At 34.6% G+C, this 16,233-nt stretch carries 15 protein-coding genes and 3 pseudogenes; 8 read left to right on the top strand and 10 right to left on the bottom strand.

Features of this window, described 5'->3' with window-relative positions; translation table 11 throughout:
- Window positions 1-29 precede the first annotated feature (29 nt).
- Complete coding sequence (locus tag NOX90_RS02510) at window positions 30-686, bottom strand: BON domain-containing protein (protein WP_375604400.1); 657 nt, start codon at window positions 684-686, stop codon at window positions 30-32.
- Between the two features lie 396 nt (window positions 687-1,082).
- Window positions 1,083-1,336: pseudogene (locus NOX90_RS02505) on the bottom strand (JAB domain-containing protein); the annotation flags it as partial.
- Between the two features lie 216 nt (window positions 1,337-1,552).
- Here NOX90_RS02505 and NOX90_RS02500 point away from each other — a divergent pair.
- Window positions 1,553-2,542 (top strand): annotated as a pseudogene (locus NOX90_RS02500) (IS110 family transposase).
- Window positions 2,543-2,971: 429 nt separating this feature from the next.
- Here NOX90_RS02500 and NOX90_RS02495 read toward each other — a convergent pair.
- The gene (locus tag NOX90_RS02495; RefSeq protein WP_375604399.1) at window positions 2,972-3,895 is read right to left on the bottom strand and encodes a helix-turn-helix domain-containing protein; all 924 of its coding nucleotides are present in this window, start codon (window positions 3,893-3,895) and stop codon (window positions 2,972-2,974) included.
- Between the two features lie 491 nt (window positions 3,896-4,386).
- On the opposite strand from NOX90_RS02495, the gene NOX90_RS02490 reads away from it, so the two are divergent.
- Together NOX90_RS02490 and NOX90_RS02485 are read left to right on the top strand one after the other, a co-directional pair.
- Entirely contained in the window at window positions 4,387-5,331 is a 945-nt protein-coding gene (locus NOX90_RS02490) for an Rpn family recombination-promoting nuclease/putative transposase (protein WP_375604398.1), read from the top strand.
- A 12-nt stretch (window positions 5,332-5,343) separates the two neighbouring features.
- Window positions 5,344-5,856: a pyrimidine dimer DNA glycosylase/endonuclease V gene (locus NOX90_RS02485; RefSeq protein WP_375604397.1), complete on the top strand. Its 513-nt coding sequence runs from the start codon at window positions 5,344-5,346 to the stop codon at window positions 5,854-5,856.
- Window positions 5,857-6,027: 171 nt separating this feature from the next.
- Here the strand turns inward: NOX90_RS02485 and NOX90_RS02480 are convergent, their stop codons facing one another.
- A complete protein-coding gene (locus NOX90_RS02480) occupies window positions 6,028-6,486 on the bottom strand; it encodes a transposase (protein ID WP_375604575.1) in 459 nt (152 codons plus the stop codon).
- Window positions 6,487-6,550: 64 nt separating this feature from the next.
- On the bottom strand, window positions 6,551-6,793 hold the full coding sequence (locus NOX90_RS02475) for a transposase (RefSeq protein ID WP_375603621.1): 243 nt from the start codon (window positions 6,791-6,793) through the stop codon (window positions 6,551-6,553).
- A gap of 544 nt (window positions 6,794-7,337) precedes the next feature.
- On the opposite strand from NOX90_RS02475, the pseudogene NOX90_RS02470 reads away from it, so the two are divergent.
- From NOX90_RS02470 to NOX90_RS02455, 4 genes and pseudogenes are all read left to right on the top strand, one after another.
- Window positions 7,338-7,955: pseudogene (locus NOX90_RS02470) on the top strand (JAB domain-containing protein).
- Window positions 7,956-8,087: 132 nt separating this feature from the next.
- Window positions 8,088-8,822: a helix-turn-helix domain-containing protein gene (locus NOX90_RS02465; RefSeq protein WP_375604396.1), complete on the top strand. Its 735-nt coding sequence runs from the start codon at window positions 8,088-8,090 to the stop codon at window positions 8,820-8,822.
- Window positions 8,823-8,870: 48 nt separating this feature from the next.
- Window positions 8,871-9,266 carry an ankyrin repeat domain-containing protein gene (locus NOX90_RS02460; RefSeq protein WP_375604395.1) on the top strand — a complete coding sequence of 132 codons (396 nt, stop codon included), beginning with the start codon at window positions 8,871-8,873 and terminating at the stop codon, window positions 9,264-9,266.
- A 173-nt stretch (window positions 9,267-9,439) separates the two neighbouring features.
- Window positions 9,440-10,294 (top strand): IS630 family transposase, encoded by an 855-nt coding sequence (locus tag NOX90_RS02455; protein WP_375604394.1) that lies wholly within the window; start codon window positions 9,440-9,442, stop codon window positions 10,292-10,294.
- A 146-nt stretch (window positions 10,295-10,440) separates the two neighbouring features.
- Here NOX90_RS02455 and murB read toward each other — a convergent pair whose 3' ends face one another.
- Window positions 10,441-11,328, bottom strand: a complete 888-nt coding sequence (gene murB / locus NOX90_RS02450) for a UDP-N-acetylmuramate dehydrogenase (RefSeq protein WP_375604393.1) — start codon at window positions 11,326-11,328, stop codon at window positions 10,441-10,443.
- On the bottom strand, window positions 11,319-12,197 hold the full coding sequence (gene hemC / locus NOX90_RS02445) for a hydroxymethylbilane synthase (RefSeq protein WP_375604392.1): 879 nt from the start codon (window positions 12,195-12,197) through the stop codon (window positions 11,319-11,321). Before hemC ends, murB begins: the two co-directional genes overlap by 10 nt.
- An 849-nt stretch (window positions 12,198-13,046) precedes the next feature.
- Between hemC and secD the strand changes: the two genes are divergently transcribed.
- Window positions 13,047-14,552: a protein translocase subunit SecD gene (gene secD / locus NOX90_RS02440; protein ID WP_375604391.1), complete on the top strand. Its 1,506-nt coding sequence runs from the start codon at window positions 13,047-13,049 to the stop codon at window positions 14,550-14,552.
- Between the two features lie 16 nt (window positions 14,553-14,568).
- Here the strand turns inward: secD and NOX90_RS02435 are convergent, their stop codons facing one another.
- From NOX90_RS02435 to NOX90_RS02425, 3 genes are all read right to left on the bottom strand, one after another.
- Entirely contained in the window at window positions 14,569-15,354 is a 786-nt protein-coding gene (locus tag NOX90_RS02435) for an enoyl-ACP reductase (RefSeq protein ID WP_006280349.1), read from the bottom strand.
- 369 nt (window positions 15,355-15,723) lie between these two features.
- Window positions 15,724-16,080: a transposase gene (locus NOX90_RS02430; protein ID WP_375603641.1), complete on the bottom strand. Its 357-nt coding sequence runs from the start codon at window positions 16,078-16,080 to the stop codon at window positions 15,724-15,726.
- On the bottom strand, window positions 15,986-16,183 hold the full coding sequence (locus tag NOX90_RS02425; protein WP_375604568.1) for a transposase: 198 nt from the start codon (window positions 16,181-16,183) through the stop codon (window positions 15,986-15,988). The genes NOX90_RS02430 and NOX90_RS02425 overlap by 95 nt, the downstream gene beginning before the upstream one ends.
- Window positions 16,184-16,233 lie beyond the last annotated feature (50 nt).

The following is a 16,233-nucleotide window of genomic DNA, read 5'->3' as shown; positions in this document are numbered from 1 at the left end:
TAAAGTAACTAATCTCTACCCCGTAAACATTAGCAACCAGTAACCATATTATCTACTACACTAGTGACACCAGGGACAGCCCATGAAGCAGTTCTTGCTTCTTTACGTTCATCAAAATTTCTTATTTTACCTTTGAGAGTCACTTTACTACCATCAACCTCTACTTGAACATTATTTGCATCTATGCGCGCATTACGCTCAAACTCCTTAGTAATTTTATCTTTCACTTCTACTGCATCAACACTAGGTTTTACTTTTATACCATTAGTAAAACATGTCACCCCGTATAGATGTTGTACAGCTTTTCCTGCATATTCTTTCTGATAATAATACTCAACATCGCCAGTTAAAGTTAAATGTCCATTTTCCAGAGTTACTTTAATTTGTTGATACGGGACAAAAAAACTCCACTTCAAAGTAGTAAGAGCAGCTTGGACTATGTCATCATCATTTCTCTTGTAGTCTGGTGTAAGATCTACTTCTAACTCATTAGCTATACCTTTAATTTGTTTAAGTTTTTGTACTGCTTTTTCAGCTAAACATTTTTCAGCATAGCTTTTGACTTTACCACCCAATATGACTACACCATTATCCTTAATTGAAATAGTTATATTTGATTCATCAATACCTGGTTCAAATCGTAACTTGTCCATAACGTTCGTATATAATTCACCACTTGTTACCATAGAGCCTCCAAATTTATAAAAAACCTCAGCTCCAAGCCTTAACGTAGGTAAGAAACAGGGCATTTTGTACTATCTCAATTAAATGATTGTTTGTCAAGCAAATTTTTCGTAATTCTTTAATTTATTTTTTGATGACATTACCAGAAAAAGTAGAGAAGACGTTTTTGTCATGAAAATGATGAATCAATTTTCTAAAACAAGTGATGAATACCTTTGACCAACAGTGAGTAGAAGATTACCAAATATTTTCTTGTGATTAACATTAGTTTTTTTATTCCGTTCTTTACTAATCATATAACCTCCATGTTAAAAATACTTTTTAAGTATACAAACCTTAGTTTATACACTCTATTACTCATTGTAAATTATAGTGAGTAGATTTGCAAATACTTTCTGCTATAACAATCCGTTTTCTCTAAAACTAAAATAGCCTGCACTTGTGATGATAATGTGATCAAACAATCTAACGCTTACAGTACTACATGCTGCTGCTAAACTGCTTGATCTTCTTCTGAAGGTTCTAAACTTCCCCCAGGGTGGTTATGTGACATTATTATGAATGTTGCATTCTTTATTAATGCTTTTCTTGTAATTTCCTTTATGTATACTGGTGCTTTTTCCATTTCACCAATATAGAGTTCTTCTTGTATCTTGAAAAAAGCATCTAGTATTTTAAGCTTAAGTATTAGATGGAGGAGGAAGAACTCTGGAGTTCTTCTAAGATCAAGAATCTGTTTTGGAGATAAGAGCTTCCTCCTCAAAAGGATAGGCTGGACGGTATCGTAGAAAGACCTCAATGGTTCTAATTCTGTATGTACAAGGTAAGCCTTACTTTTCATTTTAAATGGTAACGTATGAGGTTATATATGATCAACAACTTTCTGGGAATAGATATATCAAAAGATCGTTTTGATGTTTTTCTCTCATTTATAAGTAAAAAAGGAAAACGTGAAACTAGGAAAAGGAGCTTTAAGAACGATGATAATGGGTTTCAAGGTCTACTGAGCTTTCTACAAAAACATGATGTAGAAGAAGTAAAAGTTTGCATGGAGTCCACTGGCTGTTACAGCGAAGCTTTGGCTGAATTTCTCCACAATGCTGGACATTTTGTTAGTGTTGTAAATCCTTATTGTATTAAATCTTATGCAAGGAGTAAGCTTGTACGACAAAAGAATGATCAGATTGATGCAGAGATTATTGCAGATTATTGCCAAAGGCAGGAACCTACCCGTTNNGCTTCTTCTGAAAAGAAAAAATTAAAACATCTTTATCGTTGCTCGGCTGCGTTAAAAGATGAATTAACATTAGTAAATACCCACTTAGAAAAAAAAGAGAGACTGCCTAAAGAAGTTGCAAATGCTTNNGTTGCAATGAATGTAGAGCAAAAAATAGAAACAATAAAAAACTCCATACATGAACTAANNCACAAGGAGTTATTAGAAAATTTTCAACTTCTACTCNAGGAATAGGAGAGAATAGCTGTTTTAGCTGAAATTCCTGATATAAAAGCCTTTATAAATGCCAGGCAATTGGCAGCATATGCTGGAACTATATCACGAAATATAACGTCAGGTTTATCTGTATATGCCAAACCCAGATTAAGTAAATCAGGTTCACAAACATTACGCAAGGCTCTGTTCTTTCCTGCCATAGTAGCTAAGAATCACAATCCTATCATTATGAGTTTTTGCCAAAGATTAAAGGAAAAGGGTAAGCATAATATGGCCATCGTTGGTGCTGCAATGCGTAAGTTACTCCATATCATTTTCGGTATTCTGACATCCAAAAGTGCTTTTGATCCAAATCATATCAAGAACTACAGAGCTAGGATGTTGACTGAAGCTTTAGTAGTTTAAAATCAAAAAATGCTTCCATCCGATCTTATGTAAAATAGTATTTTATACAAATTTATTTAATGTAGTTGGTTAGTGTATATGTTAATTAGTTTTATATATAAGACAGCAGAAATTAACATATACATTAACTATACCGCTACACAGTTGGAAGTACTTTTTGATTTTACAATACAGCTTAAGATTCAATTTTTATAATTTTTTTGTTGACTGGCAAGACGGTATCTCTAAATTCATTTTTATCTTTACTTTTATTATTATTATTCATAAGATATACCTCCTATTAGCTACTAATTTTTTTTAATTATTTACTACTGTTTTCTTGGTGGTATTGGCATAAAGCCATAGGTTCCGGGCGAAGTCAAATCAATTTTTCATTTTTTTTGTTTATTTTTTATGTAAAATACAAAAGATATTTCTTAAGTTGTATTTTTAAAAAAGTAGCTCAGTTGCCCCAGTTGTTCGTGAAACAATATCGATAGAAATTCCTAATCTACGTAGATTCTTTGCAATTTCGGCTTTTTCCGCCTTCTTGACCTTTCTTTCGATAATCTCCATACCTTCAAATAAGGATTTGATCAACTCATAAAGTTCGTTGCGTAGCTCAATTTCCTTGTATTTCTCTATTAAACCACTGCTTGCTTCACTATTTCGCCTTGTAAGTAGATCTTTAATGCTGACTGATAACGCCTTTGCTATTTCATATAACTTTTCAAGTGGAACAGCAATATTTCCTTGTTCATAGTCGCTTATTTTTTGACGCGTTGTACTAATTTTTTTTGCCAAGTCTTCCTGAGTGTATTTTCGCATTATCCTTAGCTTTTTTATCCTTTGTCCTACCCTGTAGTCTGCAGAATCAGTTTTTTCTTCTGTATTACTATATTCTTCAGTTGATAAGCCCGTTGCTTGGAAAATTGTATCAACAGAAACTCCTACTTCAACTAGATTCTTTGCCACCTCTNNTGCCATTTTTCTACTATTTTCCTTGCTAGCTTGTGCAGATTTGATCAACGAATAAACTACATTACGAAATTCTTGATTCTCAATTTTTTCATACTTTTCTACTAGATCTAATATCTCTTTTCCCTCATTCTCGAGATAACTTTCTTCATTTGATATTGTGCATTCAGGAATAAGATCTATAATGCTAACTGATAGTGCTTCTGCGATGCTATATAACCTTCTGATTGAAATTTTACGCGTTCCTTTTTCGTAATAGAGTATTACCCAGTATTTTACACCGATTTTCTCCGCTAAATCTTTTTGAGTATACCCTAGCTTTAACCTCCAACTTCTTACTTTTTGTCCTACTTTGCGGTCTAAAGAATCAGTATAGCTATCGTTGCTAGCGGTCATTCTTTTGCGTAACCTGCTATAAAATCTCCTTTAGAAGTTTGAGATAGAAATTTTGCTAGCATATCCAATAGACCTACCAAAAACTAAAATGCCCACGCTATTAAGTCATACAGAGCTTCTGTGTATATTATAACTTTAATATAAATTTTAATATCAAAAATATTGATATTATTTTTCGAATATTTTACTATNATATGATAGTCGCAATTGAGTTTTTGCGCTCGTACTTTTATGGGGATTAGCCTCTTGCACCAAAAAGCGTTAAAAAGGGTATCTTCTACAGCTCCAAATTCGTGACATCCATCTCCTGGGCTTATAAGGTGCTTTACAGAAGAGGTTGTAAAAGATGTACCAAGTCTAAAGCAGAAGATGCTATTCTAAGATGATCTCTGACAGCCGTTTAACACACTCAAAACTTAACTAAAAATAAAGAAGTTGAATATTTCTTTAGAATTGTGTATAATTATTAATGCTTTTTAAGTGGATTTCCTATGGCTCTTTCCAAGTTTCTCGATCCAAAAAATGATCTAAGTTTTAAGAAAATCTTTGGCTCTGAGAAGAACAAAAATATTCTTATACACTTTTTAAACGATATCTTAGGCTTTTCTGGTGATAATGAGATAAAAGAAATAGAATTTCTCAGTACTATCATGGATCCTGAAATTGCCTCTGATAAACAAAGTATTGTTGATGTTCTTTGCAAAGACTCTATTGGTCATAGATTTGTCATCGAAATGCAGCTCGCTCGTGATAAAGGCTTTGAAAAACGTGCCCAATTATATGCCGCTAAAGCTTACTCAAGGCAATTAGATAAATCTGGTAATTACATTGATCTACAGAAAGTTTTCTTTATTGCTATTGCCAATTGTAACTTACTTCCTGACGAAGTTGATTATCTTTCTACTCATAATATACGTGATGTAAAAACTAATGGACATTACTTAAAAGATTTTCAATTCGTCTTTATTGAATTACCTAAATTTACAAAAAGCAGAGTAGAACAGCTAGAAAGCATAGTAGATCGTTGGCTATTTTTCTTTAAATATGCTGAAGAAACGACAGATGAAGATTTAATGAGAATAGCAGAAAAAGCACCAATAATAAAGTTAGCCTACGATGAGTTAGACAAGTTTCGCTGGAATGAGAAAGATCTGATAGCGTACGAAGAAAGGATAATGGATCTCCGCAAAGAAGAAGGCATCCTCGCTCAAAAACTTGATGATGCTACTGCAAAAGGTAGACAAGAAGGTAGACAAGAAGGCATCCTAATCGGACATGAAAAAGGCAGAGCCGAAGGTATTCAAATTGGCGCGGAGAAGGGTGAAAAACAAGCTAAGATGACAGTTGCAAAGAATCTACTTAAAGCAGGGGTTTCTATTGATATCATAGCTCAAACTACTGGTCTTACAGCTGATGAAGTCAAAGACTTAAGCTAATTCTATCTTTAGATGAACGTCTTTGTACTAGATGAAAACCCAGCAATTGCAGCACAAATGTTGTGCGATAAGCACATAGTAAAAATGCCATTAGAAACTGCTCAATTACTTAGTAGTGTTTTTTCAATAGCACTAAAAGCGCCAAATCCTTTAGTCAGCATCACAGACCAGAATATAGAAGTTCCATATAAACTTACTCACAAAAACCACCCTTGTTCTCTATGGGCTAGACACTCAAAAGGAAACTTTAATTGGTTGATAAAGCATGGAAAAGAATTGTGCATAGAGTATAGCTTGCGATACAAAAGAACGCATAAATCCGAAGAAGTTATAGATTGGTGTGATAATAATAAGGATTTGCTAATTTTTCAATCAGCCGATATACAAACTTTTATACAGGCACTGCCGGATCAGTATAAATGCAGCAGTGCTGTGGAAGCTTATAGAAGATATTATCTTAAGGAAAAGATGAGATTTGCTAAGTGGGAAAAGGGCAGAGGAGCACCAGATTGGATAAGTGGCTAAAAACTCACTTAGGCCGGTGTCTTTATAGATGTTATCGCTCAAATTACCTGCCTTTCCCTTGATGAAATCAAAAAGTTAAGGAATTAATTTTATGTAATTGAGCCTGAGCTTGAGCCAAATTGAGAGAAGTAGAAACATCATTTAAACTACTCTTAGAGCATGTCTTCAAACTCAAGAATGAGCTAATTTGTGAAGCATAATAGTGATCATATTAAAAAAGATGTTATTTTTTGAAGTGAGAGGAGAATGCTCATAATCCTTACTCATACGTCTAAAATTGGAGAGCCAAGCAAAGGTTCTCTCAACAATCCAACGTTTAGGAATAACCTGAAATCCTGTATCAACTACTTTCTTGGTAATCGTCAACAAACATCCAGTTTCCAATAAACAGCGGTTTTGCAATTTACCTGTATATCCTTGATCAGCAAAAAACTTACGTAATGTTGGAGCTTTGCATTTGGCTTGAACAAAAAGATTTAGTGCACCATCACGATCTTGAATGCTTGCACTGTGTACTTCAGCAGCAATTACAAGACCTAGAGTATCTACAACGATGTGGCGTTTTCTACCCTTTACTTTCTTGCCAGCATCATATCCTCTGGATCCCCTTTTTGAGTGGTTTTTACTGATTGACTGTCAATTATTCCTACTGATGGAGTTTCATTCTTACCAATTATCTTTCTTAGTTTTTTAACTAGAAAATCATGAATTTCTTGCCATATTCCACTTTTTTTAAACGCGAATTACAACTATACACGGTTTTCCATGGTGGAAAATTCTTAGGTAGTTGTCTCCATTGACAGCCTGTTCTCATCACATACCTTATTGCATCGATAATCGTTCTGATACTGTGTTTTCTTGGTCTGCCGGTCTTTTTAGGTTCAAAATATTGCTCTATCATCTTCCATTCTTTGTCACTTATATCGCTTGGGTACATTTAAAATATATCTTATAACACACTTCTTAACTCCTTTCTACTTAGTTTGAAGACATGCTCTCAGAGCCAAAGATTTTCTTAAAACTTAGATCATTTTTTGGATCGAGAAACTTGGAAAGAGCCATAGGAAATCCACTTAAAAAGCATTAATAATTATACACAATTCTAAAGAAATATTCAACTTCTTTATTTTTAATTAAGTTTTGAGTGTGTTAAACGGCTGTCAGAGATCATCTTAGAATAGCATCCTCTGCTTTAAACGTCCAATTGTATATCTTTTATCAACCCTGCTGTAAAATATCTTAAAAGGCCAGCAAATGGATGCGATGAGTTTGAAGCTGTAGGAGACATCAAATTGGTGTATAAAAATACAACGACATCGTTTAAAGAAACTAGTAACTATTAATATCTTTACTATCTCATAAAAAAATAAATAAAAAAGATTGAAAAATTGATTTGACTTCACTCAAAAGCTATGCCAATGCTGATAAAAAACAGCAGTAAATATCTAAAAAAAGTTTGTTGTTAGTGAAAGGTAAATTATATGAATAAAAGTAAAGAAGAAATAGAATTCAGAATATTAGAAAGCAAAGGCAAAGCACTACTTGATCGTGAAATAATGGAAACGTTTCTAAGTGCAGTACATGAAAGGCCGCAGGCTCAAGAAATTGCTAAAAATTTGGTGAATACTTATACAGGAGTAGGAAGGATTTTAGGTTGAGAAATGGATGACCTGAAAGTTATAGAAGGAGTAACTGATTCTGCAGTAGCAATGATTATGTGTGTTAAGGAAACAGGTGAGCCAATAATGGACTTAAAAGGGCTAGTAGAATATTTAAACGTAAGTATAGGCCACTCAGAAAGGGAAGTGNTAAAAATACTTTACTTGAATAACAGGCGCCAGCTAATCGGAGAAGAATCCTATATTGGTGAAATGGAAAAAGCACCAGTATACATAAAGGAAATTACAAGAAAAGCATTAATAAAGAATGCAACATTCATAATAATGTCACATAACCACCCTGGGGGAAGTTTAGAACCTTCAGAAGAAGATCAAGCANGTTTAGCAGCAGCATGTAGTACTGTAAGCGTTAGATTATTTGATCATATTATCATCACAAGTGCAGGCTATTTTAGTTTTAGAGAAAACGGATTGTTGTAGGGCAAAAACTCAGTGCTCAAGACTTTATTCTGGTTTTGGGCAATTTTAGCCGAGTGCTGCAATTTTTTCGTGAGGCTTTAATAAAATTTTATAATAATGTACTATATGTTTGTACTGCAAATGAGTGAAAACATGAGTACCGAAANNAAGAAGATAGATACTGACTCTTTATGCTACCAAATAACTCAAAAGGTAAAAGATGTGAGGCTAGAGCTAGGGTGCTCTCAAGCGGATTTCGCAACAAAAACTGGTGTAGCAAAGTCACTAATAGGAAAGTATGATCGAGGGATACACAACATTCAACCTGAAACGCTCGAAAAGATAGCAAAAAAATTATTTTATGATATTGAAATTTTCTTTCCTAAACCAACAGTTTGTATTGATAGTGAAGACAAGGAGGCATTTAATTTAGTGCAAATCCTGAAAAGAATTAAGGACCAGGAAGTGCGTGATGCGGTAACTAGATTTTTGTCAAAAGGAATTCAAATTAGCAAGGTTATAACAGAGGTAAGACCTGTAAAATACCAAATGGTACAAAAGGCAAAGGATTGGCAGTTTGCAAAGGGGTATACACAGGAGGAATTAGCAGATAAAAGCGGAATATTCAAGTCACAAATAGTCAGGTATGAACAAGGGGAGGCATCGTTCAAAATAGCACCTAAAATTGCAGGAGGATTGTCATTACATTCTGGAGCTCTACTGCCTACATCAAAAGCGGAAAGTTATTGTGAAGATGAGGATGGTGAAGGAGAAAAGAAGATATTAAGTACAATGAAAGAGTATCACAAAATTGATGATCAAAGGTTAAAAAGTTTATTACATTCGTTTTTATCAGAGGTTGTAAAGATTAGCGAAGATAAAATTTAAAAAATTAATTAGTAAAAATTTTACATGATGCTTAAAATTTGAGGGAAGATGTGTAGATTACAGAAAATAATAAGAGCTATCAAAGGTGTATCTATAGCCAGATTCAGTGATACATTATTTTGTGAACCAGAATTGTATAAAGCTGTGTCAAGCAAAGATTTAGATAAAATAAAGTCATTAATAGAAAGCGGCGTAGATATTAACGAATGTAGCAGTAATGGCTNNCTATACAAGGCTATCATGTTAGAGAATATACCTATTGTGAGATTATTACTAACCAACTGTGCAAAGCTGTTTATAAAGAATAAAAAAGGCAAAACAGCATATGATTTATCTCAAGACAAAACTTCACTGCAGGAGCTATTTACCAGCGAAAGAGAAGTTGAACTGCAAGTAGCAATACAGAGATTAGAACACGACATAGATTCCCAATGTAATCGCTAATAGTTCCCATAAAGCAACAATAACTCAATAATTTTTTGAACATTCCCTAGTTGAAAAAGTAAGAGAACGCATTTATTCGAAGAAAGTGGAATTACAGCAACCTTCGTAAAATATAGCTCTTCTCATAATAATCCAAACAAGGTAAGATATGGATTTATGGTAGTGGGGTTTGTATGCCAGCAGCGTATAGTTATGACTTAAGGAAAAAAGCGATGGAAGCATTGGATGAAGGAGAAAGTAGAGCAACTGTTGCCAAGAGATTTAAAATTGGAAAAACGACTTTATATGAGTGGCAGAAAAGGCTTGAGGAAACGGGAGATTTTCAGTCAAAAAAGCCTGGAAGCGTAGNNCATAAAATTATCGACTGGAATGTCTTCATCGAATTTGCAAAAAACCATGGTGGCAAAACTCAGTCAGAGATGGCTAAACTCTGGGGCAATATCAGTCGACAAACGATTCACCGCGCACTTAAAAATATTGGATTTACAAGANAANAAAAGACCTACGGGTATAAAGAAAGAAATGAAGAAAAGCGAACTCAATTTGCAAAGGTTATAGCAACAAAACATCCTGAAAATCTTGTATATATTGACGAATCTGGGATAGATAATACAGAAGACTACCCATACGGATATTGCAGAAAAGGAGAGAGGTTTCATTCACTAAAATCAGGTAAAAAAACTCAGCGCATCAGTATGATTGCAGCTCTAAATAAAAAGAAAATCATTGCTCCATTGACCTTCGAGGGATACTGCAACAAGGATGTTTTTGAGGCTTGGTTTGAGCAGTTTTTGACTCCAATTTTAAGGTCTGGCCAAACTGTAATTCTTGATAATGCTACTTTCCATAAATCTAAAAAAATCGATGATCTTGCTAAAGGAGTGGGTGCTGAAATTCTTTATCTTCCTCCATATTCTCCAGACTTTAACGAAATTGAGCATCAGTGGTTTGCTATAAAGAACAGAGCTAGAAAAAATATCCCTATTTTTCAGTCTTTCCGTCAAGCTGTTGATTCTGCTTTTTTATGATTTGTTCTGACTATTATGAGAAGAGCTATACTTTGTGTGCTTCAGGATTTCTTGATTTAAATTTAGGTGCACTTAGCACATTCTGGTGATAGACAATTTACAAATTGGAAAAGATAAGTATTAGGAAAAGCAGCTACAAAAACTGCCTAATAGCCACCCAAAACCCTTATCTCCCACTCAAGTTCAATATTAAATTTATCCTTTACTGCATCTTTTACTCTATTGCCAAGGTTTTCCAAGTCGGATGCAGTTGCATTATTGTAATTGAGCAAGAAATTACAATGTTTCTGAGAGATTCTAGCTCCACCAATATTCAGCCCTGGGCAGCCGGATTTATCAATCAACTCCCATGCTCGGTAGTTTTTTGGGTTTTTGAATATGCACCCAGCAGTTTTTCCTCTTGTTGGCTGGCTTTTATTTTTTCTATCGATAATTTCCTTTAACCTACTGAGTATAATCTCATGCTCTGAGTTTACTCCTTTAAACTCAGCTTCAACAAAAATCCAATTTCCTTTTAAGCTATGTCCACGATAAAAATATCCCATTTCTTCGCTGGAGAATTCATATAGATTTCCATCTTCTAGATTCACTGCTTTTATAGATTGTACAACACCTGCGATATCACTGCCATATGCACCTGCATTCATTTCTATTCCGCCACCAACTGTTCCTGGAATTCCAACCAGAAACTCGAGTCCACTAACTTGTTGCTCTCCTGCAAAGTAAGCAAGGTTCTTGAGCAGCGCAGCACCACCTGCAACAATGGAGTTGTTACCCTTACTTTTAATATATGCAAACTCCTTACCTAATTTTACTGTTATTCCTCGAATGCCACTATCTCGTACTATTATGTTGGATGTTGCGCCAATAACGCTAACTGGCAGTTCAGTATTTTTAATCAAGCATGTTAAATCTTCAATATCATGTGGTTTAAATAACACATCAGCTCGTCCACCGACATTTAACCACGTCGCTTTAGACATTAAGACGTCATAACGATAGATTCCACGTACTTTAGGTAAGCTTATAAGCATTTTGATTTCAACTCTAATCCTGCATCCATACCCATCTTCTCCGCATCTTCTATAAATGAAGTGCGCTCAGTGAAGTATATATTTTTTCCACTTGCTAACATACAACAAAGGTGTAGCATATTTTCGTTCACATATTCTGCCAAAGCTGCAAGCGGTGTAAAGCATGAACCATTTACTGTCTTCATAAAACTGCGCTCTGATTTCACTCCTATAAAGGACATATTATTATTAATTTTCTCTAAAAGATCGATAATTTTTACATCATTCCTTCTACATTGAATACAAATCGCTCCCTGTCCCACTGCACTTAACATAACTTTTGGTGGCAATACCTCTGTAATCAAGTGATGTTTTTCTAATCTTATGAGTCCTGCTTCAGCTAGAATTATTCCATCAAAACTTTGATTTTGCAATCTAGTTGTTACATTTCCACGTAGTGGTACTATATTTAAATCTGGTCTAAAATTTAGCAACTGAACTTTTCTTCTTATTGAAGAAGTGGCAATAGTAGACTGCTGTGGCAAAGACTCAAGGCTATTATGTTTATGAGAAATAAATGCATCGCATGGACTTAGCCTTTCTAAAACACAAGGAATTGCCAAATCTTTTGAGAAAAATGCAGGCACATCCTTTAGTGAATGAACTGCCATATCTATGTTATTTTCGAGCAATTCAGTCTCAATTTCTTTAATGAATAATCCTTTACCTCCTATTTCAGCAAGGTTTGCATTTGCATATTTGTCTCCGGAAGTTTTTATTTTAATGATTTGAGTAGATAAGTTAGGAAAAGAGTCCAGCAACTTTTGTTTTGCTTCCAAAGCCTGGGCAACTGCAAGCTTGCTTCCTCTGGTGCCTATTTTGACTAGCATGTATTTTACTTCATGTTATATGTTTGTATTCTATGTCTATTTTTGTGTTATTTCCAATTTAGTTATTGACTATTCGATAATCAGCATAATATAATGCGCATGTTTAGTTAATAGCCAGGGAGTGTTTATGTTAAAATCGGACAATAGACCATATCATAGTGATGAAGCGTCTCCTTGGATGAAGTTTATGTGTGCCATAGCAATCGGAGCATTGATGGGATCGGGGATGGCAGTGATGGTTGCATGTTGTACATCTTCAGCGTTAGCAGTAGNNGCCTTATTGACTGGTGGAATTTTGGGTTGTGTGTTTGCTTTATGCTCAGTAATACTCTTTGTTGATTCCGTTGTAATAAGAAAGCCAAACGAACCATTATCAGGATGCAAAAATTTAGAATTATTATGGGAATACAAAAATTTTACCAAATTAATTATAAATCTTGTTGTTCCAATTGTGTGTGGAGTTGGTATAGGAGCAGGAGTAAATTTTATATTAGGAGCTGGTATTGCAACAGCTGCAAATGCTGTTTTTCCTTCTACAATGTTAATCAGGGGTCGTCCAGCTGCCTTCTTAGGTTCATCTATGTTACAAGGTGCAGCAATAGGAGCAATTACAGTTATAGCAGTGTTTGGAGCATTATGGACTGCTAATAATATAGTCGATTATATAGCTCAATGCTTTTCTCCAACAGAAAAAGTAAACAATAATATTGATGAGGTTGCTGTTGATTNNCAAGTGTGGAGCGTGCAGTTTAGCGAGGATAAATTTAATATATCCTATTATTACCTCTGCCTTGTAGTAAGTAATTATTTAGTCTACAATCAATTATTACAATTTTAAACCTACAACTTATGTACAACAGGCTTATAGTCAAATCTTTTTCAGTATTATGCATCTGTTTACTTGCTTTATACATAACACTGCCAAATTTCTTTGATAATAAGCTTTTTATTTCGAAAAAAAGAATAAACTTAGGCCTTGACCTGAAAGGAGGGGCATCTTTGCTTCTAAACATAGACTTAGACTTCTATTTTAAGGAAAAGTTAGGCATGCTTGCTGATGAGATAAGAGAGACATTGCTAACAAAAAATATTGAATCTAACGTACAAAATAGCGTTGTAAATTTAAGTAATACTGATGACTATAAGAAAGCATCTGTGTTGATTAATGCAATAAATCCAAATTTAGAGCTCAATAGAAGAGATTCTTCAATTCTCATTTCGTATAAATCCCATTATAAAAATTCTTTGATCAGTGAAGTAGTTGCAGAATCAATAAACAATGTCCAGCGCCGTTTGGACAAACTTGGCACAAAGGAAGTCAGCGTTCAAAAACAAGGGCAGAATAAAATATTAGTGCAGGTGCCTGGAGTAGAAGATACCAAGCAGATAAAATCTTTGCTTGGCAAAACTGCTAAGCTAGCTTTTCATTTGGCAAACACTAACATAGCCAAGGTGCAGGATATAGATCACGAAACTACTGTCATGCTCAAGGATTCTTTAGGCAATTCTTATCCGATATTCCGCAAAACTGAAATAGGTGGCGATTCGTTGGTTAACGCATCAGTTAGATTCGGTAATTTAGGTAAACCGACAGTGCATTTTAAATTTGACAGTATAGCGAGTAAAAGATTCGCGAAAATCACTAAAGAAAATGTAGGAAAACCTTTTGCAATTGTTCTGGATAACACAGTCTTAACAGTACCTACAATACGTGAGCCAATTTTAAATGGAGAGGGAGAAATTAGCGGTAATTTCACTGAAAAACAAGCAAGCGAACTTGCAATACTTTTAAAATCTGGAGCACTGCCAGCACCACTTAAAATAATTGAAGAAAAAAACATTGGCCCAAGTCTTGGAGAAGAATCAATAAAGGCAGGGGAAATGGCAGCAACAATCTCTATTATAGCCGTGGCTTTATTTATAATCATCACTTACGGCAAATTAGGTGTATTGGCCTCTGTTGCACTTTTTTCTAATGTAGTTCTTATATTATCAATTCTCACTCTGCTTGAAGCAACTCTAACTTTACCTGGAATTGCCGGTATTGCACTTACTGTTGGTATGGCGGTGGATGCAAATGTTTTAATATTTGAGCGAATTCGTGAGGAAATCAAATCTGGCAAGAGAGTGGAACGTGCTATTGAAGAAGGGTTTAAAAACGCTATAAAGACAATACTGGATTCAAATATCACTACATTAATTGCTGCAGGAATAATGTTCATTATTGGCAGTGGAGCAATAAGAGGCTTTTCTGTCACTCTATCAATAGGAATTTTATGTTCGATGTTTTCTGCAATCACAGTCACAAAACTCCTGATAGAGTTGTGTATGAACCCGAAGGAACTAGCGCTTTGAATTAAGGATTTGGATCTCAGTCAACCACCTTCATTCCTACAACGTTATATCCTGAATCAACGTGCAAAATTTCTCCAGTAGTGCCACTACTTAAGTCGCTTAATAAGTATAACGCTGCCTTGCCAACATCCTCTATTGTAACATTGCGTCTGAGCGGAGAATTATTTCTATTCCATTCTGATATGGAGTGAAAATCGCTTATTCCAGAAGATGCTAAAGTTCTGATTGGACCAGCGGAAATTGCATTTACTCTGATATTTTGTGGCCCGAGATCACATGCTATATATTTTACACTTGCTTCAAGTGCCGCTTTACATAAACCCATAACGTTATAATTTGGCATAACTTTTTCAGCGCCATAATAAGATAAAGTAAGTAAACTACCACCATTTGACATCATTTTTTCAGCCCTTTGCGCTAAAGCAGTAAAAGAATAGCACGATATATGCATTGCATTGAGGAAGTTATCCAGTGAAGTATTGACATATTTACCATCTAACTCATTTTTATCGGAGAATGCTATTGCATGCACCAAAAAGTCAAGAGTACCCCATTTTTTCTCTATTATTTCGAAAGCGTTATCTATGATTTTTTCATTTGAAACGTCGCAGTGTAATATTAGCTCCACATTTAGTTCATCTGCTATTGGTGATAGTTTTTCTTTTATTATTTCATTCTGGTAGGTGATTGCAAGTTCTGCTCCGTGCTCTGAGAGAGTTTTTGCTATACCGTATGCTATTGATCTCTTATTTATTATTCCGGTTATTAATCCCTTTTTGCCTTGTAATAGACTTGTCGTCATAGAACTATCTGTTTTTTTATAATTTGGAATATTAACTAGATAAAGTCAATTCACTATGTTTTAAAACATTTTTTGCAGTAACTTGAAGTCTAATACCACTGTTAACAAAAGGGCAGCGATGAGAGTTTCTAGCAGCCGTCTATCTTAGATTGCTCCTTATTAAAAGAAACAAAGCTTTATTAATTAAATAATATAGTTAAATTATTCATTAATTTGACACATTATTAAGATAGTGTTAAGCTATGTACATTAAATAATGGCTGAGGTTTCAATGTTAAGTGATATTATAAAACAATCTGGTTGCTTGGATACAAGAGCATTGGCTGAGATATTTAGTAACAAAAAATTTCTTAGAGCATGTCTTCAAACTCAAGAATGAGCTAATTTGTGAAGCATAATAGTGATCATATTAAAAAAGATGTTATTTTTTGAAGTGAGAGGAGAATGCTCATAATCCTTACTCATACGTCTAAAATTGGAGAGCCAAGCAAAGGTTCTCTCAACAATCCAACGTTTAGGAATAACCTGAAATCCTGTATCAACTACTTTCTTGGTAATCGTCAACAAACATCCAGTTTCCAATAAACAGCGGTTTTGCAATTTACCTGTATATCCTTGATCAGCAAAAAACTTACGTAATGTTGGAGCTTTGCATTTGGCTTGAACAAAAAGATTTAGTTGCACCATCACGATCTTGAATGCTTGCACTGTGTACTTCAGCAGCAATTACAAGACCTAGAGTATCTACAACGATGTGGCGTTTTCTACCCTTTACTTTCTTGCCAGCATCATATCCTCTGGATCCCCTTTTTGAGTGGTTTTTACTGATTGACTGTCAATTATTCCTACTGATGGAGTTTCATTCTTACCAATTATCTT

This window comes from Wolbachia endosymbiont of Anurida maritima, from assembly GCF_042182995.1.
Classification (GTDB): domain Bacteria; phylum Pseudomonadota; class Alphaproteobacteria; order Rickettsiales; family Anaplasmataceae; genus Wolbachia.
This window is presented reverse-complemented; position numbering and strand designations above follow the sequence as displayed.